Annotated in this window: 19 protein-coding genes and 4 pseudogenes; 8 read left to right on the plus strand and 15 right to left on the minus strand. The window is 45.7% G+C overall.

What is annotated here, in order from left to right; genetic code table 11:
• Positions 1 to 8 precede the first annotated feature (8 nt).
• The 3 genes and pseudogenes from astA to ONZ52_RS19065 form a co-directional block, all read right to left on the minus strand.
• Positions 9 to 944, minus strand: a complete 936-nt coding sequence (gene astA / locus ONZ52_RS19060) for an arginine N-succinyltransferase (RefSeq protein WP_321160379.1) — start codon at positions 942 to 944, stop codon at positions 9 to 11.
• A gap of 5 nt (positions 945 to 949) precedes the next feature.
• Positions 950 to 1,060 (minus strand): annotated as a pseudogene (locus ONZ52_RS24880) (arginine N-succinyltransferase); the annotation flags it as partial.
• Positions 1,061 to 1,129: 69 nt separating this feature from the next.
• Positions 1,130 to 2,143 (minus strand): arginine N-succinyltransferase, encoded by a 1,014-nt coding sequence (locus tag ONZ52_RS19065; protein ID WP_265220226.1) that lies wholly within the window; start codon positions 2,141 to 2,143, stop codon positions 1,130 to 1,132.
• Between the two features lie 182 nt (positions 2,144 to 2,325).
• On the opposite strand from ONZ52_RS19065, the gene ONZ52_RS19070 reads away from it, so the two are divergent.
• Positions 2,326 to 2,547 (plus strand): DUF1653 domain-containing protein, encoded by a 222-nt coding sequence (locus tag ONZ52_RS19070; RefSeq protein ID WP_265220227.1) that lies wholly within the window; start codon positions 2,326 to 2,328, stop codon positions 2,545 to 2,547.
• A gap of 26 nt (positions 2,548 to 2,573) precedes the next feature.
• On the opposite strand, the gene ONZ52_RS19075 is transcribed toward ONZ52_RS19070, so the two are convergent.
• The 6 genes and pseudogenes from ONZ52_RS19075 to ONZ52_RS19100 form a co-directional block, all read right to left on the minus strand.
• Entirely contained in the window at positions 2,574 to 3,032 is a 459-nt protein-coding gene (locus ONZ52_RS19075; RefSeq protein ID WP_265220228.1) for a LysR substrate-binding domain-containing protein, read from the minus strand.
• Between the two features lie 23 nt (positions 3,033 to 3,055).
• Positions 3,056 to 3,412 carry a hypothetical protein gene (locus tag ONZ52_RS19080; RefSeq protein WP_265220230.1) on the minus strand — a complete coding sequence of 119 codons (357 nt, stop codon included), beginning with the start codon at positions 3,410 to 3,412 and terminating at the stop codon, positions 3,056 to 3,058.
• Positions 3,399 to 3,611, minus strand: coding sequence for a LysR family transcriptional regulator (locus ONZ52_RS19085; protein ID WP_265220231.1), 213 nt, complete (start codon positions 3,609 to 3,611; stop codon positions 3,399 to 3,401). Before ONZ52_RS19085 ends, ONZ52_RS19080 begins: the two co-directional genes overlap by 14 nt.
• A gap of 26 nt (positions 3,612 to 3,637) precedes the next feature.
• A pseudogene (locus ONZ52_RS19090) lies at positions 3,638 to 6,726 on the minus strand (efflux RND transporter permease subunit).
• A complete protein-coding gene (locus ONZ52_RS19095) occupies positions 6,726 to 7,841 on the minus strand; it encodes an efflux RND transporter periplasmic adaptor subunit (RefSeq protein ID WP_265220232.1) in 1,116 nt (371 codons plus the stop codon). The pseudogene ONZ52_RS19090 and the gene ONZ52_RS19095 overlap by 1 nt, the downstream one beginning before the upstream one ends.
• A 116-nt stretch (positions 7,842 to 7,957) precedes the next feature.
• Positions 7,958 to 8,876 (minus strand): annotated as a pseudogene (locus ONZ52_RS19100) (LysR family transcriptional regulator).
• 186 nt (positions 8,877 to 9,062) lie between these two features.
• Here ONZ52_RS19100 and ONZ52_RS19105 point away from each other — a divergent pair.
• The 3 genes from ONZ52_RS19105 (at position 9,063) to ONZ52_RS19115 (ending at position 11,646) form a co-directional block, all read left to right on the plus strand.
• Entirely contained in the window at positions 9,063 to 10,553 is a 1,491-nt protein-coding gene (locus ONZ52_RS19105; RefSeq protein ID WP_265220233.1) for a CoA-acylating methylmalonate-semialdehyde dehydrogenase, read from the plus strand.
• Between the two features lie 183 nt (positions 10,554 to 10,736).
• Positions 10,737 to 11,351: a COG3904 family protein gene (locus ONZ52_RS19110; RefSeq protein WP_265220234.1), complete on the plus strand. Its 615-nt coding sequence runs from the start codon at positions 10,737 to 10,739 to the stop codon at positions 11,349 to 11,351.
• A 19-nt stretch (positions 11,352 to 11,370) separates the two neighbouring features.
• Positions 11,371 to 11,646: a DUF1289 domain-containing protein gene (locus tag ONZ52_RS19115; RefSeq protein WP_265220235.1), complete on the plus strand. Its 276-nt coding sequence runs from the start codon at positions 11,371 to 11,373 to the stop codon at positions 11,644 to 11,646.
• Positions 11,647 to 11,663: 17 nt separating this feature from the next.
• Here ONZ52_RS19115 and radA read toward each other — a convergent pair whose 3' ends face one another.
• The 4 genes from radA to glnK all read right to left on the minus strand — a co-directional run bounded on the left by radA (position 11,664) and on the right by glnK (position 16,467).
• Positions 11,664 to 13,052 (minus strand): DNA repair protein RadA, encoded by a 1,389-nt coding sequence (gene radA, locus ONZ52_RS19120; protein ID WP_265220236.1) that lies wholly within the window; start codon positions 13,050 to 13,052, stop codon positions 11,664 to 11,666.
• Between the two features lie 63 nt (positions 13,053 to 13,115).
• Entirely contained in the window at positions 13,116 to 14,648 is a 1,533-nt protein-coding gene (locus ONZ52_RS19125) for a carbon-nitrogen hydrolase family protein (RefSeq protein WP_265220237.1), read from the minus strand.
• A gap of 176 nt (positions 14,649 to 14,824) precedes the next feature.
• The gene (locus ONZ52_RS19130) at positions 14,825 to 16,090 is read right to left on the minus strand and encodes an ammonium transporter (protein WP_111606765.1); all 1,266 of its coding nucleotides are present in this window, start codon (positions 16,088 to 16,090) and stop codon (positions 14,825 to 14,827) included.
• A 38-nt stretch (positions 16,091 to 16,128) separates the two neighbouring features.
• Positions 16,129 to 16,467, minus strand: coding sequence for a P-II family nitrogen regulator (gene glnK, locus ONZ52_RS19135; protein WP_012071322.1), 339 nt, complete (start codon positions 16,465 to 16,467; stop codon positions 16,129 to 16,131).
• Positions 16,468 to 16,958: 491 nt separating this feature from the next.
• Between glnK and ONZ52_RS19140 the strand changes: the two genes are divergently transcribed.
• A complete protein-coding gene (locus ONZ52_RS19140; protein ID WP_265220238.1) occupies positions 16,959 to 17,204 on the plus strand; it encodes an accessory factor UbiK family protein in 246 nt (81 codons plus the stop codon).
• Between the two features lie 55 nt (positions 17,205 to 17,259).
• Here ONZ52_RS19140 and ONZ52_RS19145 read toward each other — a convergent pair whose 3' ends face one another.
• Positions 17,260 to 17,481, minus strand: coding sequence for a TIGR02450 family Trp-rich protein (locus ONZ52_RS19145; protein ID WP_265220239.1), 222 nt, complete (start codon positions 17,479 to 17,481; stop codon positions 17,260 to 17,262).
• Positions 17,482 to 17,575: 94 nt separating this feature from the next.
• On the opposite strand from ONZ52_RS19145, the pseudogene ONZ52_RS19150 reads away from it, so the two are divergent.
• The 3 genes and pseudogenes from ONZ52_RS19150 (at position 17,576) to rep (ending at position 22,438) form a co-directional block, all read left to right on the plus strand.
• A pseudogene (locus tag ONZ52_RS19150) lies at positions 17,576 to 19,088 on the plus strand (YifB family Mg chelatase-like AAA ATPase).
• Positions 19,089 to 19,316: 228 nt separating this feature from the next.
• Positions 19,317 to 20,246 (plus strand): bile acid:sodium symporter family protein, encoded by a 930-nt coding sequence (locus tag ONZ52_RS19155; protein ID WP_265220240.1) that lies wholly within the window; start codon positions 19,317 to 19,319, stop codon positions 20,244 to 20,246.
• Positions 20,247 to 20,386: 140 nt separating this feature from the next.
• Complete coding sequence (gene rep, locus ONZ52_RS19160; RefSeq protein WP_265220241.1) at positions 20,387 to 22,438, plus strand: DNA helicase Rep; 2,052 nt, start codon at positions 20,387 to 20,389, stop codon at positions 22,436 to 22,438.
• Here the strand turns inward: rep and ONZ52_RS19165 are convergent.
• Positions 22,435 to 22,812 carry a c-type cytochrome gene (locus tag ONZ52_RS19165; RefSeq protein WP_265220242.1) on the minus strand — a complete coding sequence of 126 codons (378 nt, stop codon included), beginning with the start codon at positions 22,810 to 22,812 and terminating at the stop codon, positions 22,435 to 22,437. The genes rep and ONZ52_RS19165 overlap by 4 nt on opposite strands.
• Positions 22,813 to 22,954: the final 142 nt, after the last annotated feature.

Below are 22,954 nucleotides of genomic sequence, written 5' to 3' on the forward strand. Positions count from 1 at the left end.
GTGCGCATTTATCTTGAATAGGGGGATAATTCCACGATTCGAACGGGTTCTTTATTTGTTATGCAAAGGCTGTCTGCTTCTTCTTGAGTGAGAGTCATCGCACTTCCCGGAGGTATGGATCGCTGAATTAAAATGCAGCGGAAATCAGCTACTTTGGCATTCGACACAAGGTAGAAACAGCCTTCATTTGGCGAATTGCACAACCCTTTGGGTTGGCCGATGTTAGCCAGACAAAGACGACTATCACGAACGGCACGGATATCTTGAACTCTGGCTTCTAAACTTGGACCACCATCAAAAATATCCACATAGTTTTCGTAGCGAAAGCCTTCTTGCTCTAATAAGCGACGAGCTGGTACGGTATTTTGATGAACCTGTCCAAGTACGTCTCGAGCCGCCTGCGGTAGTAGGTTCACATAAACAGGATTATTGGGCATAAGCTCAGCGATAAATTGTTTATTACCTTGGGCGGTTAATTCATCCGCTTCCTTGAAATCGATGGAAAAAAAGTGACGACCAAGGCTTTCCCAAAAGGGCGATACACCGTTTTCATCACTGACACCACGCATTTCCGCGAAGACTTTTTCCGTAAAACGTTCAGGAAATTGCGCCATGAACATAAAGCGCGCTTTTGACAGTAACTGGCCGTTTTTAGAATGGCGGTAGTTTTCTTCTAAAAATAAGGTGCAAATTTCGCTGCAGCCGGTGAAATCGTTGTTGAGTATCAGCGTCGGGATAGCATTATGAACGCCTAATTCTCTTGAGGCATGGGTGATGGTGCCGAGATGATAGCTGTAAAAGGGTTCGTCTAAACCAACCGTGGCCAATATGCCACAGGTGCCGACAATATCTCCGGTGGTGCTGTCTTCGAGCACCATAAGATAGTCTTCGTTGTTTGGTGATACGACATTTTCTTTGGCAAAAGAGCGTATGGCTCCGTCAATTTTTTTTGCAGTACCGCTTCGTCGGTTACCAAGGAGGTAAAGCCAATGCCAGTCTTTTCTGCAAGTCGATAAAGTGACTTTAGGTCATTTTGACAGATAGGGCGTATGACCATCATGATGAGTATCCTTTTTTATAATTAAGCGCTGTGAGCGGCGCAAAAATTTTTTATATATGATTATTAATATTATAGAGCGACCCATTGGATTCGGCTTCCAGAGGAGATGCCCAATTTGTCTTGAGTGGCTTTTTCGAGTGCTAATCCCGCGACTTGTGGCTCAGCGGAAGCGGCTGTGACTCGAAAGGTTTCCAGATGTCCTGCTGAAATAAGATGCATCGGTACCTTACTGCTTTCGGTCAGTGTTAACGCTTTGCCCATTTTTTGCTCAGCAATAGTGTGAAGGCTTTCTGTACGTGCCTCTATGGTGGGTCCAGCATCAAAAATATCCACGTAACCGCGGAACTCGAAGCCTTCGTTTAGAAGAATGTCAGCACTTTGACTGGACTCTTCATGGACGACACCTATGACGTCTTGTGCGGCCTCAGGCAAGGTTGGGACATAAATCGGATAGCGCGGCATTAATTCGGCGATAAAGTGTTTGTTACTGACCCCTGAAAGATAGTCTGCTTTTTTAAAGTCCATGGTAAAAAAATGTTTGCCAAGCGCATCCCAAAATGCAGATTGACCCTGTTGGTCATTTTCACCACGTAATTCGGCAAATAAACGTTTGGTAAAGCGCTCTGGATAGCGAGCAATGAACAGCAATCGTGCTTTGGACAACAGTGACATGGCGGTCGGATTCTGGTGAGCTTTATCGACCACCAGTGCGATGAGCCTGCTTGTTCCGCTATAGTCATGGCATAAAAAAAGGGCAGGAATGCGATTATGAATTTGCAGCTGTGGTGAGGCATGTACGACTTCGTCTATGCGATAGCTGTAAAACGGGGTATCAACGCCCACCATGGCATCAATGCCACAACAACCGACGATTTCACTGTTATTGGTATTCACTAGCACAAACAAGTAGGATTCGTTTCCTGGCTGTATCACGTCGGTTTGCAAAGAGCGGCGTGAAGAGGCAATTTTGTCGTTCAAGCGTTCTCTATTAGCAGGGAAGTTGGTAATACCAATGCCAGCTTGTTGAGCAAGACGCTCCAAAGCAGGTAAATCGGCAAAGTCTGCTGGACGTACAAGGTACATAGGGTCATCCTATTATTCATTGTGGACACTGAATGAGAGTTCTTTAGTGTCTTCTTCTAGATGCTGAGTATTATTGCTGAGTTCGAGATGAGCTGTAAGATGGAGACTTGTGTATTTGCGACAGGTTTTTCTGCTTATTGGCTTGAATTGGTCGATTTTTTTAAAGTATGGCGGTTTTGATTATGAGACAAGGTGTTTATCAACATTATAAAGGGGCTCTATATTGGGTAGAGCGTGTGGTTAAACACAGCGAAACGGAAGAAGAATTAGTAGTCTATCAAGCTATGTATGGTGAGTTTGGCTGGTGGGCAAGACCACTGAGCATGTTTCAAGAAACAGTATGCATTAATGGCGAAAATATCCCGCGTTTTGATTTTCTTCGTTCGCAGCGCGACGCGGGATAATGGCTATTTTGATCTGAGTCGTTTATTTAGATTGGCGGATGCATCCAAGGGGATTCACGCATAAAGTAAATAATCTGCTCTCTCAACCAGCGATGCGCAAGATCATTGTTAAAGCGTTCATGCCAAAAAATATGAATAGGATGACGCCCATCGTATTCGTCTAGATCTAATACTTCTTTTGGGATAGGCAACAACTTGACTGGATAAAAATGGGCTTTTTCACACATCACTTGCAGGAACAAATCACCGATAGAGCGTGAGGTGACCAAAGCCATACCGCGCTTTACCGCTTGCATGGCGACCATTAAGCTATCTGTCTCTAAGCTGGGCAGTATAACGTGGCCTTGTTGCTTAAGTTTTTGTTCGGTTTTTGAGAAAGAGCTATGACGGTGGCTGCGTAAATGGTGGGTGACGACCTTATGACGCAGCAATTCCTCTAATGTCACCTCGTCTTTGTGAAAGAGTGGGTGAGCTTCACTGAGCACGATACAGGCTTCCATGTAGCCGATTAGCTTGCTGCGAACATTTCCGGTGTATCACTGACGCGCATAATCCCCAGATCGACATTGCCTGAAACCAGCTCATCCAGCTGTGAGTCTCCCCAAGAGCTGATGGATAAGCGTAAATTAGGTGCCTGATATTGCAAAGATGCCAGCAGAGGATCAATAAAGTTTTCCAAATCGCCTTCGTCAGCACGCAATTTGAAGCGTCTATCTAGGGTTTTTAAATCCAGAGAGTTAGGGTTCATGAGTTCTGACAAAGAACTTAAAATGGGCTGAATCAAATCTTGCAGCTCGGATGCTCTTGCCGTGGGCGTTAATCCATAAGCCTGACGCGTGAAGAGTGAGTCTTTAAAGAGACTCACGAAGTCTTTGTAGGCTCTTACTGAGAGCAGGCTGAGTCACATTCAGTCTTTCTGCTGCCCGTGACACACTGCCTTCTTCCATGATGGTTACGAAAGCAACGAGTAGTTTTATGTCCAGCTTTAAAATGTCGTCTAGGTGCATAATCTTCTCGATAAGATAGCGTAGTTGTAAATCAAGAGCCTTAATGCCTAGGGACACTAAGGCTCTACCAAAGTAGCTAGCGATTAGTCGAATTCGCTATGGTGACGATATTTGACACGGAATAGTAAGGTGTAAAACACGGGTACCGCGATAAGCGTCAAAATGGTCGCAAAGCCTAGGCCAAACGAAATAACCACTGCCATGCCTTCAAAGAAACCATCAAATAGCAATGGAATCATCCCCAGAATCGTCGTGACGGCTGCCATGCAGACAGGTCGAACACGGCTTACTGCCGAGTTGAAGATGGCTTCGTATTTTTCGGTGCCTTGATCAAGTTCATAATTGATTTGATCAGCAAGTACGATACCGTTCTTCACCGTCATGCCCGATAAACTCAAGAATCCGAGTAGCGCCATAAAGCTGAAAGCGGAGTTCATCACCAATAAGCCAGTAGAAACACCGATCAAGGCTAAAGGTACACAGAACCAAATCGTCAGCGGTACACGAATTGAGTTAAACAACAATATCGTGATAATAAACATGAACAAGTAACCCAATGGTAAAGCCTTAAATATGTTGGCTTGGGCGTCAGTACTGCTCTCGTATTCGCCCCCCATTCGAGTGTATAACCCGGTGGCAACTTGATCGCTTCAATCGCCCCACGAGTGCGAGTGAAGATCGACATGGCCGTTTCATCGCCTAAGATTTTAGGGTCAGCCATGACAGTGATTGTTCGTTTACGATCTCGACGTTCGATAATTGGATCTTCCCAGACCGTTTCAAAACCGGACACTAGAGTCGACAATGTCACATAGGAGCCAGATGCCGGACTGTAAATTTGCAAGTCACGGATTTGGTCAATGGACACACGCTCATTGGCTGGCGCTTTGCGAACGATGGGGAGAAGATCGGTGCCTTCACGATATAAGCCAATTTGAGAACCGGTAAAGTTCGTTAACAGTACATCGTCTAGCTCGGTTTTACTGATGCCTAAACGTCGTGCTTGAGCATCATTAAAAATAGGGCGAAGTACTTTAACAGGCTGGCGCCAATCGTCTTTAATATTTTCTAGTCCGCCATCTGCGCGATAAATCTCCTGAACCTGTGCGCTTAGTTGACGCAGAACTTTCGGATCTGGTCCGCTAATACGGGTTTCAAGCTTGGCACCAGTAGAGGGGCCTAACTGTAAGCGCTGCAATTTGACTTCCAGTTCAGGATACTCTTCTTGCATTTTGTAATGAAGGTCTTTAAACAAGTTTGGTATCGATTCTTCCGTTTTGGTTCGAACAATAAATTGCGCATAGCTGGCGTTTTCTTGCTTGGCATCATAGGTCAGCATGAAGCGTAACGCGCCTTGTCCTGTTGTAGAAGTGACGTTCTCAATACGCTCATCTTTCAACAAGTCTTGTTCAATATCTTGTACTTTTTTATAGGTGTCTTCTATGTGGGTGCCTTCAGGCATTTGAATGTCCATATAGAACATCGGCGTGGTTGAAGGTGGAAAGAACGCTTGTTTAACAAACTGGAATGCCCATCCCGATGCCACCAAACAACCAACCAAGAGAATGACCGTCATCCAACGGTAGTGCATGGCTTTGTCTAACAACCATTTATAACCGGTAAATATAAAACCTTGGTATGGGTCTACTTTTGTATCTTCTCCTGTTGCGTCACTATTTCTGTTTGCGATGCTTTCTTTAAAGAATAAATCACAGAAAAACGGCGTCAGTGTGATGGCGGTAATCCAGCTTAAAAACAGGGAAATTAATAATACATAGAACAACGAACCAACAAACTCGCCCACGGCATCAGGAGACAAGCCAATTGGTGCAAAGGCGGTGATGGCGATCACAGTGGCACCAAGCAATGGCCATTTAGTTTGCTTAACAACAGCGCTGGCGGCTTGCAGCTTGGTCATGCCTCTTTGTAGACCAATCAGTACTCCTTCGGTGACCACGATGGCGTTATCGACCAGCATCCCCAAGGCGATAATAAGTCCACCTAAGGAGATTCGTTGTAGGTTGATTTTGAAATAGTCCATGACAATAAAAGTGCCAAGGATGGTCAATAAAAGAATAATACCGATCAAGATGCCTGAGCGAATGCCCATGAAAACCAATAGTACCAGAATAACGATACCAACGGCTTCGACTAGGTTAAGTAAAAAGTTAGAGACAGAGCGATCTACTTCTTTAGATTGGAAGTAAATAGGGTCCATGCTGAGTCCAATCGGCTGCTGGTATTTTAACTCAGCAATTCGTTCTTCTAAGGCTTTACCGACCTCTACCACGTTCACATTGGCAGAAAAAGACACGCCTAACAGCAAAGATTTTGCGCCATCAAAATTGACTATGTGTGTTTTGGGATCGGCGTATTCGCGCTTAATGGTCGCGATATCACTCAAGCGTATAAGGTTGCCGTCAATGGGGGTGCCAACAATAAGATTTTCTAATTCGGAAATATCTTGAAATTCCCCAGTAGGGCTAATACGAATGTATTCGCTGCCGACTCTCACTTTGCCAGCGTTGGACACATTATTTTGATTTTTCAGCAGATCTTCTAATTGGCTGGGTGAAATCCCCATGTTAGCCAGTTTGGAGCGTGAAATTTCAATGGTAACCTGTTCGTCCTGCTCGCCTGCTACGGTGACTTTGGCAACGCCATCAACAAGAACCAATTCTCGTTTGACGTAATCTACGTAGTTTTCTAAATCCTTGTAGGGATAGCCTTCTCCATGAACAGCCAGCATGACACCATATACATCGCCAAAATCATCGACAACAATAGGTGTGCCAACGCCTGTCGGGAAGTTACCAGATATATCACGAATCTTTTTACGCACTTCGTCCCAAATTTGTTTTAGTTCTTGGGCGCGATAAGTGTCTTTAATCGTCAACTGAACTTTAGAATAACCTGCTTTTGACGTAGACGTGATTTTATCCACATAGGGCAAGTTTTGTAATTCACGCTCAATTGGATAAGTGACTTCTTCTTCGACCTGTTCTGGAGACGCGCCAGGATAATACGTGATGACCAATGAGTCCTTAATGGTAAACTCTGGGTCTTCAAGCTGTCCTAAGTTGGTAAACGCAATGATACCGCCGACTAGCAGAATCAGCGTAACCATCCAACTGGTGACTTTACGATTTATAAAATAGGCTGCAATATCCATTATAGGCCTCGCTCACGTGTCCAAGGACGAACTTGCATGGTCTCTGTTAAGCTGTAAACACCCGCCGCAACGATTTGTTCGCCAGCGTTTAATCCAGAGATAATTTCCACATGGTTACCTTGTAAAGAACCGAGCGTGACCGTTCTAGCTTCCAACGTATTATTATCACTATTGAATACCCAAACCGTGCTACTGGATTGCCCCGTACTCGTGTCTTCATGGCGCAGTACTGCTTCGACCGGTACTGTAATGTGTTTCTTTGTTCCTAGAATAGTGCTGAGGTCAAGATCGACGTTCGCTGTCATACCTGGTAGTAGAGTGTTTGTTGCCTTGCTTTGTCTGATTAGGCTTAAGGTAACGTCATAAGCCATTGTGGTATCATCGGGTGTGGTATTGTGTTCTTTATAAGCACCGTAAAGCTCTTCTTCTGGTGCCACATCAACCACTACTTTTGCCTTGTAATTTGAATGAGTGCTTTTAATGCTCACCACTAGGCTTTCAGGTACTTGGAACTCAACATCAAGGTTGTCGATGTTTTGAATGTGCATTAAGGTCTGCGTGGCACTCACGTATTGGAAATTTTCGGTGCTAACAGAAGAGATAACCCCATCAAATGGTGCAAAGACTTGTGTGTACTGCATTTGATTTTTTGCCGATTGTAAGGCGTTATTGGCTTGGTCCAATGAGGCTTTAGCCGAATCGTATTCTGATCTTGTGGTGGCATTTTGCTTGAAAATAGTTTGAATGCGTTTGAACTGTGCGTCAGCTAAATACTGATTCGCTTGAGCAAGCTCAACCTCTAGCCTGAAATCAGTGGGATCAAGAGAAGCCAATAGCTCGCCTTTTTTCACTCTTTGACCTGATACAACGTTCAGCTGCATCAATTGGCCACCAACACGAAACGCCAGATCGGCTTCTTCGCTTGCCTTTAGTTCAGCGGGAAAGCGTCGAATGTTAATCGCGTCGGTTGACTCAATGGTGATCAGTTTAACAGGGCGGACAATGTCTTTTTCGACAACCACGTCATCGTTTTGATCGGATGAGCAGGCCGATAAAAATAGTGAGGCCGCAAAGGTGATCCCCATTATTAAATTGCTTCGCTTTACGCACTTCATGCATGACTCCATATATTAGAAGATCTGGATACGATAATGAATCCATTTTATATCTCTTGTATAAGGATATGAATTTTTAAATATATATTAAAGATATGCTATAAATGAATATCTGGTTATGTTTTTTCTAACTCTTTTAAAAAGGTTTCCAATATCAGATTAGCACGTGCGCCTTTTCGTGTAATCGCGGAGAATTGTGTAATGTAATGACATTGTTCTGGCAAAATGGCTCGCATTCTTCCATCGCGTATCCAGCGCTCAGCGACATGATCAGGTAAAAAACCGATATAACGGCCAGTTAAAATAAGGAAAGCAATGCCTTCTCTGTCCGTGGCCGTCGCGCTTGCCGTAAGCGGCTGGTGTTGGGCTTTTATTTCTGGGGTTTGAGCATAGGCGGGCAATACGGCGTCAAACTCCTTGAGTTTGGCTTTTGAAAAGGTTTGATCCGCCATAGTGAATAACGGATGAGTATCGCTACAATAAAGCTTAGAGGTTTCTTCATAAAGTGGGTGGTAATCCAAACCACTGAGGATTTTTAAATCTGGTACGATACCAACATGCAAACGACCATCTAATACGCCACGCTCTATGTCTGTGGGTGGGATCATGCGAATATTGATTGTAACGTGCGGTCCCTTATCTTTTAGACTGGCCAGAGTACGGGTAATTCGAGTATGAGGAAGCGTCACAAGATTGTCTGTGATGCCAATATTGAGCCTCGCCTTTTAAGTGTTGGTGGAGAGCATTGATGTTGGTTCTGAAGTCTTCTATCGAAGATAACAGCTGTAAAGTGTAGTCGTATACCTGACTGCCTTCGTTTGTCAAAGAGAAACCGGATCGTCCACGTTGGCAAAGGCGAAAGCCTAAGCGAGTTTCCAAATCGGATATGGCAATACTGATTGCGGCACGACTGATGTTTAGCTCAACCTCCGCAGCGGAAAAACCGCCGCATTCGACCACAGTACGGAATATACGCAATATGCGCAGGTCCGCGTCGCTTATTTGGCTATGAAATTGGTTCACCTTCTTCCCCATTGTGCCCACTGCTAATGCGGCATCATTGATTCGTTTTATAGTTAAGTAATTCATTAACTAAGCGTTAATAAATTCAACTTTTTATAATCTATTACCATAGGCATAGTAGTGTCAACAGACAGTGTTTTTCTCTTTATCGTGTGGAGTTAAACCATGAAAACGAATTTTTTAGAGTAGGGAGTAACCATGGAAATCATTGGGCATTTGATAAACGGTAAGTACTCAGAACAAGCTGAACGTACTCAAGATGTATTTAACCCAGCTACTGGAGCGGTGGCGAAAAAAGTGGCCATTGCTTCCCGAGAAACCGTTGAAGAGGCGATTACAGCGGCTCAAGCCGCTTACCCAGAATGGCGCAATACTCCGCCCTTAAAACGTGCTCGTATCATGTTTAACTACAAAGCGTTATTAGAAAAACATGCGGATAAAATTTGTCAACTGATTGGCGCTGAGCATGGCAAAATTTGTCATGACGCCGCGGGTGAGTTGCAACGCGGTATTGAAAATGTCGAATACGCCTGCGGTGCGCCAGAATTATTGAAAGGTGAGTACAGCAAAAATGTCGGCCCAAACATCGATTCTTGGAGCGAATTCCAGCCATTAGGTGTGGTCGCGGGCATTACGCCTTTTAATTTCCCTGCTATGGTACCTTTATGGATGTTTCCAATGGCCATTGTGTGCGGTAATACCTTTGTTTTGAAACCCTCGGAGCGCGATCCAAGCACGGCGTTATTTATTGCTGAGTTACTACACGAAGCTGGCTTACCAGCTGGTGTCTTTAACGTGGTCAATGGCGATAAAGTGGCGGTTGATACCTTATTGGAAGACAAGCGAGTAAAAGCTGTGAGCTTTGTCGGTTCGACACCGATTGCCGAATACATTTACAGCAAAGCCAGCGCCAATGGCAAACGCTGCCAAGCATTGGGCGGAGCGAAAAACCACGCCATTGTGATGCCAGATGCCGACATGGATAACGTCGTTAGTCAGCTCCTTGGTGCGGCGTTTGGTTCATCTGGTGAGCGCTGTATGGCCTTGTCTGTCGCCGTCGCGGTGGGTAAAGCGGCAGGCGATGCCTTGGTGAGTAAAATGGCCGCCGCCATGAAACCGCTCAAAGTCGGCGAATGTTCAGACAAAACCAATGACTTTGGTCCTGTTATTACCAAAGAACACAAAGATAAGGTGGTGGGGTTTATTGACAGCGCGGAATTGCAAGGTGCCACCGTGGTAGTAGACGGACGTCATCCTCAGGTTGCAGGTTACGAAAAAGGCTTTTTTGTGGGGGCGACATTGATTGACGGCGTGACCAAAGATATGGACAGCTATCAGCAAGAGATCTTTGGCCCCGTATTACAAGTGGTTCGAGTGGATACCATGGAAGAGGCCATGACATTAATTAATGACCATGAATATGGTAATGGTACTTGTATCTTTACCCGTGATGGAGAGGCCGCGCGTTATTTCTCTGACCATATTGAAGTGGGCATGGTCGGTATTAACGTACCGTTACCAGTGCCTGTGGCATACCATAGTTTCGGGGGTTGGAAACGCTCTTTGTTTGGGGATCTTCATGCTTATGGTCCTGATGCCGTGCGTTTTTATACTAAGCGCAAAACCATTACTCAGCGTTGGCCATCTGCTGGCGTTCGTGAAGGCAAGAGCTTTTCTTTTCCTTCTTAAATAAATGGCTTATCTCAGGCATTTTTTATGAGAAATGCTTTTTAATAGCTGCCCTTTTTATAAGGGGTGGCTATTTTTTTGGGGCTTTACATTTGTTCTATCCATTAATGTTTGATATCGGTATGAATAGAGGGTTTTTATGGTCTACTATTGTGTAGAAACCTTTAAATCACAGGATGGTGTATGACAAATAAGGCTTTTTTAATAAATCGAATAGCATCATGGTTACCGCTGCTGGCCGTGGTGATATTGGTGGGTTGTGCGGCACCAGTCGAGAAGCGTTTAGAGCCACAAGTTGGCAATGTACTAAGTATCGAAGTGGAAGGTAATTCAGCTTATCTATCGGGTGTTTTGGGCCATGATTTGGTGCAACAGTTGAGTGCTCTGGTGCGTGAAAACCCGAATGTGACGGATATCGTATTAGTGGATGTGTCAGGCTCGGTTGATCAGCAAGCGACAATGCAAGGTGCGCGCTTGATTCGGCATCTCGGTTTAAACACCCATATTGCACCAACTGGGTATGTTCTTTCCGGTGGCGTGGATTTATTTTTAGGCGGTGTGGAGAGAAGTATCGGTGCGGGAGCGGGTGTTGGGGTACATGCTTGGTCTGATGGCACAAAAATCGCCGCGACGACACTCAATGTAACGGATCCTATACATGCTACCTATGTGAATTTTTATTTAGAAATGGGCGTACCAGAGCGATTTTATTGGTTTTCATTAGATGCCGCCCCTGCTGACAGAGTGTATTTTTTGTCACCAGAAGAGGTGTATGATTTCCAGCTAGTAACAAAATAGCGTTTGAAGCGAGAGGGTTATGGAGCAAATAGAGTTATTTACCATAGAAAGCCCTTGTCGTGGAGTGTGTGAAAACAGTAAAACGGGCTTTTGTAAAGGTTGTTTGCGCAGCCGAGAAGAGCGCTTTCACTGGTTTTCGTTGACCAATGAAGCACGCCATCATGTACTTGATCTATGCAAACAACGTCGAGCACGTTTAATCAAAGCCCGCCAAGATAGATTGGAAGCTGACACTGCTAAGGCATTACCTTATGGCATGGAAGACGACCCCATCGTCGATCTTTTTGACTCTTAAATGGGGTGCTTCAAGGATTAATTCTCGAAAATCGCATCAAGCGCTTCCGATAAGCGTTCTACGCCAATGACTTTCATGCCTTCAATGGGCTTTTTCGGGCAGTTGGCTTTGGGAACGATGGCTCGTGTGAAACCGTGTTTGGCTGCTTCACTAATACGTTCTTGTCCTGAGGGAACAGGGCGAATCTCCCCCGATAAACCGACTTCCCCAAGTACCACTAAGTCATGGGGTAATACTCTGTCACGGAAGCTAGAGACCACAGCAGCAATAGCCGCGAGATCCGCGCTGGTCTCCAAAACTTTAACACCACCCACTACGTTCAAATACACATCCTGATCGGATGTTAGTAGGCCGCCATGCTTGTGCAATACCGCTAGCAGCATAGCAAGACGATTGTGATCGAATCCCACGGTAACGCGTCTTGGGTTGCCTAGAGCTGAATCATCGACCAGGGCTTGCAGTTCCACCAAAAGAGGCCGAGTGCCTTCCCAAACCACCATCACTAGGCTGCCGGCAGCGGGATGTTTACTGCGGTTCAAGAAAATAGAACTTGGGTTTTTGACTTCTTTTAAGCCATTTTCGAGCATGGCAAACACGCCTAATTCATTCACTGCACCAAAGCGGTTTTTCATACCACGAAGGGTTCGAAAGCGTGAATCTTCTGAGCCTTCTAGCAATACAGAACAATCTACCATGTGTTCAAGAACTTTTGGCCCAGCCAAAGAGCCGTCTTTCGTAACATGACCCACCAGTAATACCGCTGTCTGGGTTTGCTTGGCAAAGCGTGTTAATACCGCCGCGCTTTCACGTACTTGAGAGACACTCCCCGGAGCGGATTCCACGCCATCCAAATGCATGACCTGAATCGAGTCGATTACCATGACTTTGGGTTTGACTTGTTGAGCGATGTTTAAAATCGCTTCAACATTGGTTTCCGACAGCATTTTTAGGTTTTGTGTTGGTAAACCAAGGCGTTGCGCCCGCATGGCGACTTGCTGAAGGGATTCTTCTCCCGTTACATAAAGCGCACTTTGCTGTTGTGCTAGCCAACACATAGTTTGCAGTAATAAGGTACTTTTGCCGGCACCCGGATGTCCCCCAATCAGTACCACACCACCAGGAACCAAGCCACCACCCAATACGCGATCAAACTCATTGGCGCCTGAACTAAAGCGTGGCACATCGCCTAAATCCACGTCAGATAAATTCTGAATACCTGTCACCGCACCAGCGTAACCCTGATAACGTGGATCTTGACTGGCGGAGACGCGGGCAGAGGTCTTACCTGATGTTAAACGGATTTCAGATAGGGAATTCCACGCGCCGCAGGCTTGGCATTGCCCTTGCCATTTTGCGTAGTCGGCGCCGCATTCATTACATACAAAGGCAGTTTTTGCTTTGGCCATGAGAGTCTCTAATACAGTGGAGTGTAGTGATAACGTCCATATTATCACAGGCAAACACGACTTTTATGATTTCGACTGATTCCATATAACCGAATAAAGATCGGTACGACGGTCTTTTAGGTTGTTCACCGAGCCTTCACTGCGTGTCAGTTTCAGTTTGTCCAAATCTAAATCAGAAAACATGATCATTTCGGTATTTGGCGTGGTTTCCGCCATCACCGCATCGTGTGGATAAGAAAAGTCAGACGGTGAGAAAACCGAGCTTTGGGCGTACTGAATATCCAGGTTTTCGACCTGTGGGAGGTTGCCACAGCTACCGCAAATGACCACATAACACTCGTTTTCAATGGCGCGAGCCTGAGCACAACGACGCACACGCAAGTAACCGTTTTTAGTATCGGTCCAGAAGGGAACAAATAAAATGTCCATGTCTTGTGCAGCGAGTAAGCGGCCAAGTTCAGGAAATTCCACATCGTAGCAAATCAAAATACCGACGCGGCCCGCATCAGTGTTGAAAACGCGTAAATCGTTACCGCCTTCGATGACCCAATCACGACGTTCATGGGGGGTAATGTGGATTTTTTTCTGCTCTTCCACGGTACCATCACGACGGCATAGGTAGCTGACGTTATAGACGATTTCGTCTTCGATGACAGGCATAGAACCCGTAATAACGTTGATGTTATAGCTGACCGCAAATTGTGACATTTCATTGATAAAGCGTTCAGTGAAACTGGCTAAAAAGCGAATCGCTTCGGTTTGGTTACCTTGGTCTGGACTCAATCCAATTAAGGGCGCATTGAAAAACTCAGGGAATAAAACAAAGTCACTTTTGTAATCCGATACCGCATCGATAAAGTATTCGACTTGCTTCAATAGCTCATCAACGCTTTCCACTTCACGCATTTGCCATTGAATCGCGCCGATACGAACTTGGGTTTTACGTGAGCGAATGACGTTGGTATCTGGCTCGAAGAAGATGTTTTTCCATTCCAATAAGGTGGCGTAGCCTTGAGACTTTTCATCTTCTGGCATGTAGCGCTTCAATAAACGTGTGACTTGGAAGTCGTTAGACAATTGGAAGGTTAAAATAGGATCGTAAATTTTACGCTCACGAACCGCTTCTAGGTATTCCGCAGCACTCATCTCGTGGGCGTGTTCGTGATAATTGGGAATACGACCGCCCGCTAAGATAGCGCGCAAATTATGCTGACGACACAGTTCTTTTCTGGCTTCGTACAAACGACGGCCAAGACGGTAGCCTCGGTACTCTGGTGCGATTAGGGCGTCTAAGCCATACATGGCATCGCCCATAGGGTCATTTAAAATATTTTCTTTTTGATCAACCAGATCGTCATAGGTATGAGGGTTGCTGAATCGTTGGTAACTAACCTGAACGGACAAAGCAAGACCGACAATTTTGCCATGATCTTCTAAACAAATTTGTCCTTCCGGAAAAACACTGATGAGTTGGTGGATAGTGTGTTTAGGCCAAGCACCGCCAATGTCATGATAGACCTTATCCATCAGTACTTTAATTTCGTCGTAATCATCATTAGTCAGGTTACGAATGGTTAAATGTAAATCGTCGTGCATTGTCGTTCCTTTGGATTTTCATTAACTGTATGACGCTATGATAACGCGTATCGGCGTGAGTAAGTAGTTTTGTAGTCTGTATGAGAAGGGGAAACGTGATTCTAGTTGGCAATAAAAGAGAAAACCCCCGCCAAGGCGAGGGTTTTAATAATACGATTACAGGGGTAGAGAAGAGATTATTTCTTGCTGAATTCAGGGTACGCTTCCATACCACATTCAGAAAGGTCAACACCTTCGTACTCTTCTTCTTCAGTAACGCGAACACCCATGATGGCTTTGATGACCAACCAAACCACTAAGCTTGTTACGAATACCCATACAAAGATGGTTAGTGCACCAGCGATTTGTCCGCCGAATGTGGTTCCATCGTTAGTGAGTGGTACCGCTAGTAAGCCCCAAAGACCCACCACACCGTGAACAGAGATCGCGCCCACTGGATCATCAATTTTAAGCTTGTCTAGGGTCAGGATAGACACAACCACAATCAAGCCACCCACAAGACCGATTAGCGTCGCACCCAATGCAGATGGAGTATCTGGACCTGCAGTGATAGCAACCAAACCTGCCAACGCGCCGTTTAGAAGCATGGTTAGATCGGCTTTACCAAACAGAATACGAGCGAGAATAAGCGCGCCAATTGCACCACCTGCCGCTGCTGCGTTTGTGTTCAAGAACACCATAGCAACCGCGTTTGCGTTAGCGATGTCACCAAGTTTCAGAACAGAACCACCGTTGAAACCGAACCAACCCATCCAAAGGATGAACGTACCTAGCGTTGCTAGTGGTAGGTTAGCACCAGGAATGGCACGAACTTCACCGTTAGGACCATATTTGCCTTTACGAGCACCCAGCACCAATACACCAGCGAGAGCCGCAGAGGCACCAGCCATGTGAACGATACCAGAACCTGCAAAGTCAGTGAAACCTAGGTCGCCAAGGCTGAACATACCGAATACAGAACCGCCGCCCCATGTCCAGTTACCTTCCATTGGGTAGATGAAACCTGTCATCACAACCGCAAAAACTAGGAAGGCCCAAAGCTTCATACGTTCAGCAACGGCACCTGATACGATAGACATGGCTGTTGCAACGAACACCACTTGGAAGAAGAAGTCAGAAGCGCCAGAGTAAATGGAGCCACCTTCAAATCCACCTTCACGGCCTGCGAAGTCTGTTAGCGTTGAAGCAACATCAACGTCTTGAATACCTGTTAGGAACCAGTTGCCACCGTACATGATGGAGTAGCCGCACACTAGGTACATGATGCAAGAAATGGCAAACAGGGCCACGTTCTTAGTAAGAATTTCCGTGGTGTTTTTAGCGCGTACTAAACCCGCTTCCAACATGGCAAATCCGGCTGCCATCCACATAACCAGCGCGCCACACACCAAGAAATAGAAGGTATCCATGGCATATTGTAAGTGAAAAATTTGGTCTTGCATGTTTCGCCCCCCTAAAGGCTTGTATAATTCGAGCAGTCTTAAACTGCTTCTACACCAGTCTCGCCGGTACGAATACGAACCGCTTGTTCAAGGTTAACGATAAAGATCTTACCGTCGCCGATTTTGCCTGTGTTGGCCGCGCCAGTAATGGCTTCAACCACTTGGTCTGTCATTTCGTCTGCAATGGCCAATTCGATTTTTACTTTCGGTAAAAAATCGACGACATATTCAGCGCCGCGGTATAGTTCTGTGTGGCCTTTTTGACGTCCGAAACCTTTCACTTCTGTCACGGTGATACCTTGAACACCGATTTCAGAAAGCGCTTCTCGAACATCATCGAGTTTAAATGGCTTGATGATGGCAGTTATAAGCTTCATACCCACTGTCTCCTTAAAAAGTCAGTTTTATTGTCGTATCGCAGGTATTTAGCTTTATTCAATATGCGTGCCATATATAGACATTCCCATGTAATAAGGGCTTTGTAAGGATTTTGTCGATTTTTTGAAATTAAAAAGAGCACAGTATGACTTGAAATTGTGCGGCATAATGGGGTGTGTTCATCAAATACTGCATTTTATTGGTGCAAATTTTGTCTGATAGCAAGGGGGATTTCATAAGTGACTCTCTATCTTGTTGCTTCTGTTAAAGAAAGAATATTTTGAAAGAGTCCCAATTTTGTGCCTTATTTAGAGGATTCTTGCTCATGGTAAGGCGGTATTTTTTGATTTTATGCACAAAAAAGAGGCAATTAATGGGGGGAGTAAACTGACTCAGTCGATTTAAGGAGAAGCCTTGGTAGATAACTTGTTTGCACCTTACTTTGGCTTCTATACTATTGAGCATTATGAAGATGAAAAATGAGAATGACATGATTGATCAATTTATAAAGCAGCTTGGTACCGGTCTGGGGCAAGCCGCTGAGACGTTAGGCAAACTGCCAAAAGAAGAGATTCAAGCACAGTTGCATGAAGTGGCTCGCAATACGTTAAGCAAAATGGACCTTGTTACCCGAGAAGAATTTGAAGTACAGGCTGCGATGCTTGCAAAATACCGTGAGAAACTGGCGGTGCTTGAAGCGCGTTTAAATGAGTTGGAACAGTCGAGTAAAAAATAAAAAAAGGCGCTCATAAGGGTGAGCGCCTTTGTTAAAGCTGAAAGCGAGTAGCTGATCACTTCCAGCCTTGTTGCCAATGGTCCGCTGACGTTAGGTCACGCCAAGGGTGAACGTACTGTTGTTTGTTTATCACCGCCTCAAGCACGCATTCTGTCACAGTCTCTTCGTCGTCTCTTATTAATTGAGTGACGATGAAATGCTTTTCTTTCTGCTGTGGCGACGTGGAGGTCCACTTGGACAAAAGCAGCTTGTTGGGGTTTATTGGGTTTTTTGCCATTAGATCCACTCATTAACCATGTAAAACTTTATACGACATTTGTGATGCGCTGGATTGCTTTTCACAAAAAAAATAATGATATCAAGGAGAGATTATGAGTTTAGCCACTATCTACAGCCGTGCCCGTGTGGGCGTGTCTTCCCCTTTGGTCACCGTGGAAACGCATATTTCCAACGGTCTTCCTGCACTGAATATTGTCGGTTTACCTGAAGCGGCGGTGCGAGAAGCAAAAGACCGTGTGCGCAGCGCCATTATCAATAGCCATTTTGAATGGCCGACGCGCCGCGTCACGATAAACTTAGCGCCCGCGGATTTGCCCAAAGAAGGTGGTCGTTATGATTTGGCCATTGCTATTAGTGTATTGGCCGCATCGGGTCAGCTGGGTGACATAAGCTTACGAGATACTGAGTTTATTGGTGAGTTAGCCCTATCAGGAGAGATTCGCGGGGTCTCTGGTCTCTTGCCATCCGCTATCGCCTGTCACCATGCCAATCGACAATTGATCCTGCCTGACGATAATCAGCAAGAAGCGGCGTTGGTGGAAGGGAATGCTGTGTTTGCTAAACACCTTACTCAAGTAACAGCGCATCTATTAAAACAAACTCAGTTGCCAATTTGCGTATCGAAACCCGCTGAGCCTTTGCCTTTAGATCATAAAGATATGCGTGATGTAAAAGGCCAATACCAAGCAAGACGAGTACCTAGAAGTGGCCGCTGCGGGCGGTCATAACCTATTATTTATTGAGTTCGCAGGCACTGGCAAAACCATGTTAGCGTCACGCTTGCCCAGTATTATGCCAGCCATGACAGAAGCTGAGGCACTTGCTGTGGCGTCTGTCCAGTCGGTAGCGGGACGAAAAATGGGGCTGGATTGGCACTGGTCTGAACGGCCATTCCGCTCGCCGCACCATTCTTGTTCGGCCGCCGCCTTGGTGGGTGGCGGCTCGATTCCTAAGCCGGGTGAAGCCTCCCTAGCCCATTGTGGCGTACTCTTTCTTGATGAGCTGCCCGAATTTGACCGCAAAGTATTGGAAGTGTTGCGAGAGCCATTAGAAAACGGCGAGGTGCATATCTCCCGTGCGCGTGGGCAGATGTCTTTTCCTGCGCGCTTTCAACTGGTGGCCGCAATGAACGCCAGTAACGAAGCTTATAATGGTGGGCAGGACTATTACCAATCCAGCGCCAGCCAAAAATACCTCAAAAAGCTCTCTGCACCGTTTTTGGATCGTATCGACTTACATGTGGAAGTGCCACCTTTACCGTCTGATGTCTTGGTCAATGCCCAAGAAGAAGGCGAGTCTAGTGCCAGTGTACGTGAACGAGTGGAAAGAGCGGTGGCTAGGCAAAGAGTTCGACAAGGCGTACAAAATGCTTTACTGAGTGGGCGTCAACTCGAAGCCATTTGTGCATTAAGCGATGACGATAAGCAATTTATGCAGCACGCCCTAGAAAAACTCAAACTGTCTGCACGGGCCTATCATCGTGTATTAAAAGTGGCTTTGACCTTGGCTGACTTAAATGACTCGCCCGTGACCAGAGCGCATTTAATGGAGTCGTTGAGTTACCGCAAAATGGAAAAAACCTTATCCATGGTTATCTCTTCTTAAATCTTATGACTATTTGAACAGGCAGGACATGACGTTATGCCTTAATTCAGCATGCTGCTGACGGGTTTAGATTCTTTTAGGTGGGCGATAAAAGCTGTTTTAACCTAGGTCATTTGGTTACAATCCTCCTCCCGTTTTGGGACGCATAATAATTAAATAGTGGTTGCGTATTCGTGTTTGCTGAGTTCTTGGCGGCAAGGGCGAATGGCATACGTGGAGTTTTGTATTATGGTAATTCAGCTTTTCCCCCTTTGGGCGTTGTTGCTTTCCGGCGTCGCCTTTTTACAGCCAAGTTTGTTTACTGGCTTGAGTTCTCAGATTGTTCCTTTGTTAACCATCATTATGTTGGCAATGGGTTTGACCTTAAGCCCTGCGGATTTCAAACAAGTATTGAAAAACGGTAAAGCCGTCGGTGTAGGTGTGTTATTGCAATTCTTGGTGATGCCCATTGCGGCGTTTTGTGTAGCCTTTGCTTTTGGCTTTGATACCGAATTGACCGTGGGCATGTTGCTGGTTGGTAGCGTGGCGGGTGGTACGTCATCGAACGTTATGTGTTATCTGGCAAAAGGCGATACCGCCTTGTCGATTTCTATGACGGCGATTTCGACGCTGCTTGGCGTGGTGTTAACGCCATTCCTAGTCTCGCTGATGATAGGGCAAAGTGTCGACGTGCCGGTTGCGTCAATGCTAATGAGCTTGTTCAAAATCGTACTCTTGCCCGTTGCTGGTGGCGTACTGATTAATACCTTCTTCTCGAAGTTTGTCCGCAAAGCCGAACCGATTTTTCCTTATATCTCCATGTTTGCCATCGTGTTGATTATTGCCATTGTCGTGGCTTTGAGTGCTTCGAAGATCGTTCAAGTCGGTATGATCGTCGCCGCTGCGGTGATTTTACATAATGCCATTGGTTTGATCTTAGGCTATTGGGTGACATACTTGCTGGGATTTGATGCGCGTATTTGTCGAACCATCGCTTTCGAAGTAGGCTTGCAAAACTCTGGTTTAGCGGCAGCGCTTGCCGTGAAATTTTTCACACCAATGGCGGCTTTACCTGGCACCATTTTCAGCGTTTGGCACAATATTTCAGGGTCTTTGTTGGCGAGCTATTGGAGCCGTCGACCTGTTGTGGACAATCACCACACAGAGACGTCTAAATAAAATACCTAATTGGTGTTAATGAAAGGGATGCCACTTGAGCGTCCCTTTTTTCACCCGTTGGTTTTTTTCTCTCAGTGCGAGACGGGCGATTGTCGGGTACACTTACGGCTGATTTTTAATAGCCAGAGCCTGAGTTTTCCATGAGCGAACCATTACTCTCCATAGCCCAACGTCTGCGTAATCTCAACGAACGTCAATTGGATGCCGTCAAACAAATTGATGGCCCTTTGCTGGTATTGGCAGGCGCTGGCTCCGGAAAAACCAGTGTAATTACGACGAAAATCGCCTATTTGATCCAAACTTGTGGCTTTAAAGCCAATAGCATCATTGCGGTAACCTTTACCAACAAAGCCGCACGTGAAATGAAAGAGCGTGTGGTTGGCATGTTATCAAAGCAAGAAAGCCGAGGTTTGAGTATTTCGACTTTCCATAATTTAGGGTTACGGATTCTTCGCAAAGAATATCGTCGTGCTGGCCTAAAAGAAGGGTTTACCCTATTTGACTCCCAAGACTCGCTCAGTTTGGTCAAAGAGATTCTGGATAAAGAATTCAATGGTCAAATGGACGCAGCGGCGTATTGTCAGAACACCATTTCCAATTGGAAAAACGATTTAACAACACCGCAAGAAGCCATCACCAATGCGGACACAGAAGAGTTTTTGCTTGCCGCACAAGTGTATGTGCAATACCAACGTTATTTACGTGCTTACAATGCGGTGGACTTTGACGATTTAATCTTGTTGCCTGTCAGTCTGTTAATGGCTGACGAGGAGTTGCGAGAGCGTTGGCAGAAAAAGGTACGCTACCTGCTGGTGGATGAGTGCCAAGACACCAACGCCAGTCAGTATGAATTGATTCGCTTATTAGCGGGTTTTCGTCGCTGCTTTACCCTAGTGGGAGATGACGATCAATCCATTTACGCCTGGCGCGGGGCACGCCCAGAAAACTTGGAACGTTTGTCGGTGGATTATCCCAATTTAAAATTGGTCAAACTGGAGCAAAACTATCGTTCCACCAAACGTATCCTCAAAGCCGCCAATACCTTGATTGCCAACAATCCACACATTTACGACAAAGCCTTGTGGAGTGATCACGAAGAGGGCGACCCGATCCGTATCATGGTAACGCGTAACGAAGACGCTGAGTCCGAACGTGTCGCGGCTGAAATACAATCTCGGCACCTACGTCATGATATTCCCTATCGAGATTTTGCCATCCTATACCGTGGTAACCACCAAGCTCGACTATTGGAAATCAAACTGCAAGCTTATCGCATCCCTTATAAGATGAACGGCGGCACGTCTTTTTTCTCCCGCGCCGAAATCAAAGACTTAATGGGCTATTTACGTCTTTTGGTCAACCCATTAGACGACAACGCATTTTTACGCATTGTTAATTTACCGCGTCGAGAAATTGGCCCAGCCACGTTAGAAAAAGTCGGCAACCTTGCCACCGAGCGCGGTATCAGCCTGTTCGAAGCGTCGGGCTATAAAGAGCTAGAAGACAGCATTACTGGGCGCTCATTAAAAAGCTTACAAGATTTTGAACGTTGGCTCTCTACATTGCGTAAGCGTTTAGAAGGCGGTGCGTCGCCTGTGCCTGTGATCGAGCAAATGATCCATGATATGGATTACTACAGTTGGATTCAGGAACAAACCTCATCGACAAAAGCGGCGGAACGCCGTATTGAAAACGTGCGTTTCCTGCTGGACTCTATCCAGCGCATGATGGAATCCGCATGGGAAGAGGACGAAAGCGCAGGCTTGGATCAAGCCATCAGTAAACTGTTATTAATCGACATGTTAGAACGCCAAGAAGAAGAGGAAGACGAAGACAAGGTTCAGCTGTTAACACTGCATGCTTCTAAAGGTCTTGAGTACCCTCACGTTTTCTTAATTGGCTGCGAAGAAGAACTGTTACCGCACAGAAACAGCATTGAAAACGACGACATTGAAGAAGAGCGCCGTTTGGCTTACGTCGGGATCACTCGAGCGAAGAAAACCTTATGCATTACCTTAGCCGCCAAACGCCGTCAATATGGCGAAGAAATCGACTGCATGCCGAGCCGATTCTTAGACGAACTGCCAGAAGAAGATCTTGTTTGGGAAGGGCGCGGTGACGAAGGCGAAAGCGCGAAAAAAGAACGAGGCCTCGCGTCTTTATCGGCCTTAAAAGCCATGCTAAATAGCTAATTGCTTGGGCTATTGTCGATCATGTATTGAATCGCACCACGCAGCTCATCTTCACTGCAATCAAAGCACAAACCTTTTGGTGGCATGGCTTTAAAGCCATTGGTCGCATTTTTTAGTAAAGTATCTATACCTTTTTCAATGCGTGGTTGCCACTCTTCGGCATGACCTATACGTGGCGCCCCTGCAACGCCATTGACATGGCAAGCAATACAATAAGTGTTATAAATCTGCGTCACTGGACGACCAGAATAGGGTTGTGCTGTGGTGTTTGTTTCCTCAGAAGCTTGACCATGTGCGGGCAAGAGCGCGAGTAAACAAACGCCAAACGACAGAGCAAGAGGCCGATAAGAACGCAACAGACGGATAAAAAACACGGTACTTCCTTCTTTCGATTAAGGACTTAACAGTCAAATCATTATACGATAAAACCGTACTGACAGATGACTATTCGGTCATGGTTAGGCAATGACAATACACACGTTGTAAAACAGTCAGGTACTGTAATGGAGAATGACA

It is taken from the genome of Marinomonas rhodophyticola, from assembly GCF_026113935.1.
Lineage (GTDB): Bacteria > Pseudomonadota > Gammaproteobacteria > Pseudomonadales > Marinomonadaceae > Marinomonas > Marinomonas rhodophyticola.

Excerpts from the sequence above, each read along its gene's own strand:
- ONZ52_RS19065 (WP_265220226.1), bottom strand. The coding sequence starts at position 2,143 with ATGTACCTTGTACGTCCAGCAGACTTTGCCGATTTACCTGCTTTGGAG.
- ONZ52_RS19070 (WP_265220227.1), top strand. The coding sequence starts at position 2,326 with ATGAGACAAGGTGTTTATCAACATTATAAAGGGGCTCTATATTGGGTA.
- ONZ52_RS19095 (WP_265220232.1), bottom strand. The coding sequence starts at position 7,841 with ATGAAGTGCGTAAAGCGAAGCAATTTAATAATGGGGATCACCTTTGCG.
- ONZ52_RS19105 (WP_265220233.1), top strand. The coding sequence starts at position 9,063 with ATGGAAATCATTGGGCATTTGATAAACGGTAAGTACTCAGAACAAGCT.
- ONZ52_RS19110 (WP_265220234.1), top strand. The coding sequence starts at position 10,737 with ATGACAAATAAGGCTTTTTTAATAAATCGAATAGCATCATGGTTACCG.
- ONZ52_RS19115 (WP_265220235.1), top strand. The coding sequence starts at position 11,371 with ATGGAGCAAATAGAGTTATTTACCATAGAAAGCCCTTGTCGTGGAGTG.
- radA (WP_265220236.1), bottom strand. The coding sequence starts at position 13,052 with ATGGCCAAAGCAAAAACTGCCTTTGTATGTAATGAATGCGGCGCCGAC.
- ONZ52_RS19125 (WP_265220237.1), bottom strand. The coding sequence starts at position 14,648 with ATGCACGACGATTTACATTTAACCATTCGTAACCTGACTAATGATGAT.
- ONZ52_RS19130 (WP_111606765.1), bottom strand. The coding sequence starts at position 16,090 with ATGCAAGACCAAATTTTTCACTTACAATATGCCATGGATACCTTCTAT.
- glnK (WP_012071322.1), bottom strand. The coding sequence starts at position 16,467 with ATGAAGCTTATAACTGCCATCATCAAGCCATTTAAACTCGATGATGTT.
- ONZ52_RS19140 (WP_265220238.1), top strand. The coding sequence starts at position 16,959 with ATGATTGATCAATTTATAAAGCAGCTTGGTACCGGTCTGGGGCAAGCC.
- ONZ52_RS19145 (WP_265220239.1), bottom strand. The coding sequence starts at position 17,481 with ATGGCAAAAAACCCAATAAACCCCAACAAGCTGCTTTTGTCCAAGTGG.
- ONZ52_RS19155 (WP_265220240.1), top strand. The coding sequence starts at position 19,317 with ATGGTAATTCAGCTTTTCCCCCTTTGGGCGTTGTTGCTTTCCGGCGTC.
- rep (WP_265220241.1), top strand. The coding sequence starts at position 20,387 with ATGAGCGAACCATTACTCTCCATAGCCCAACGTCTGCGTAATCTCAAC.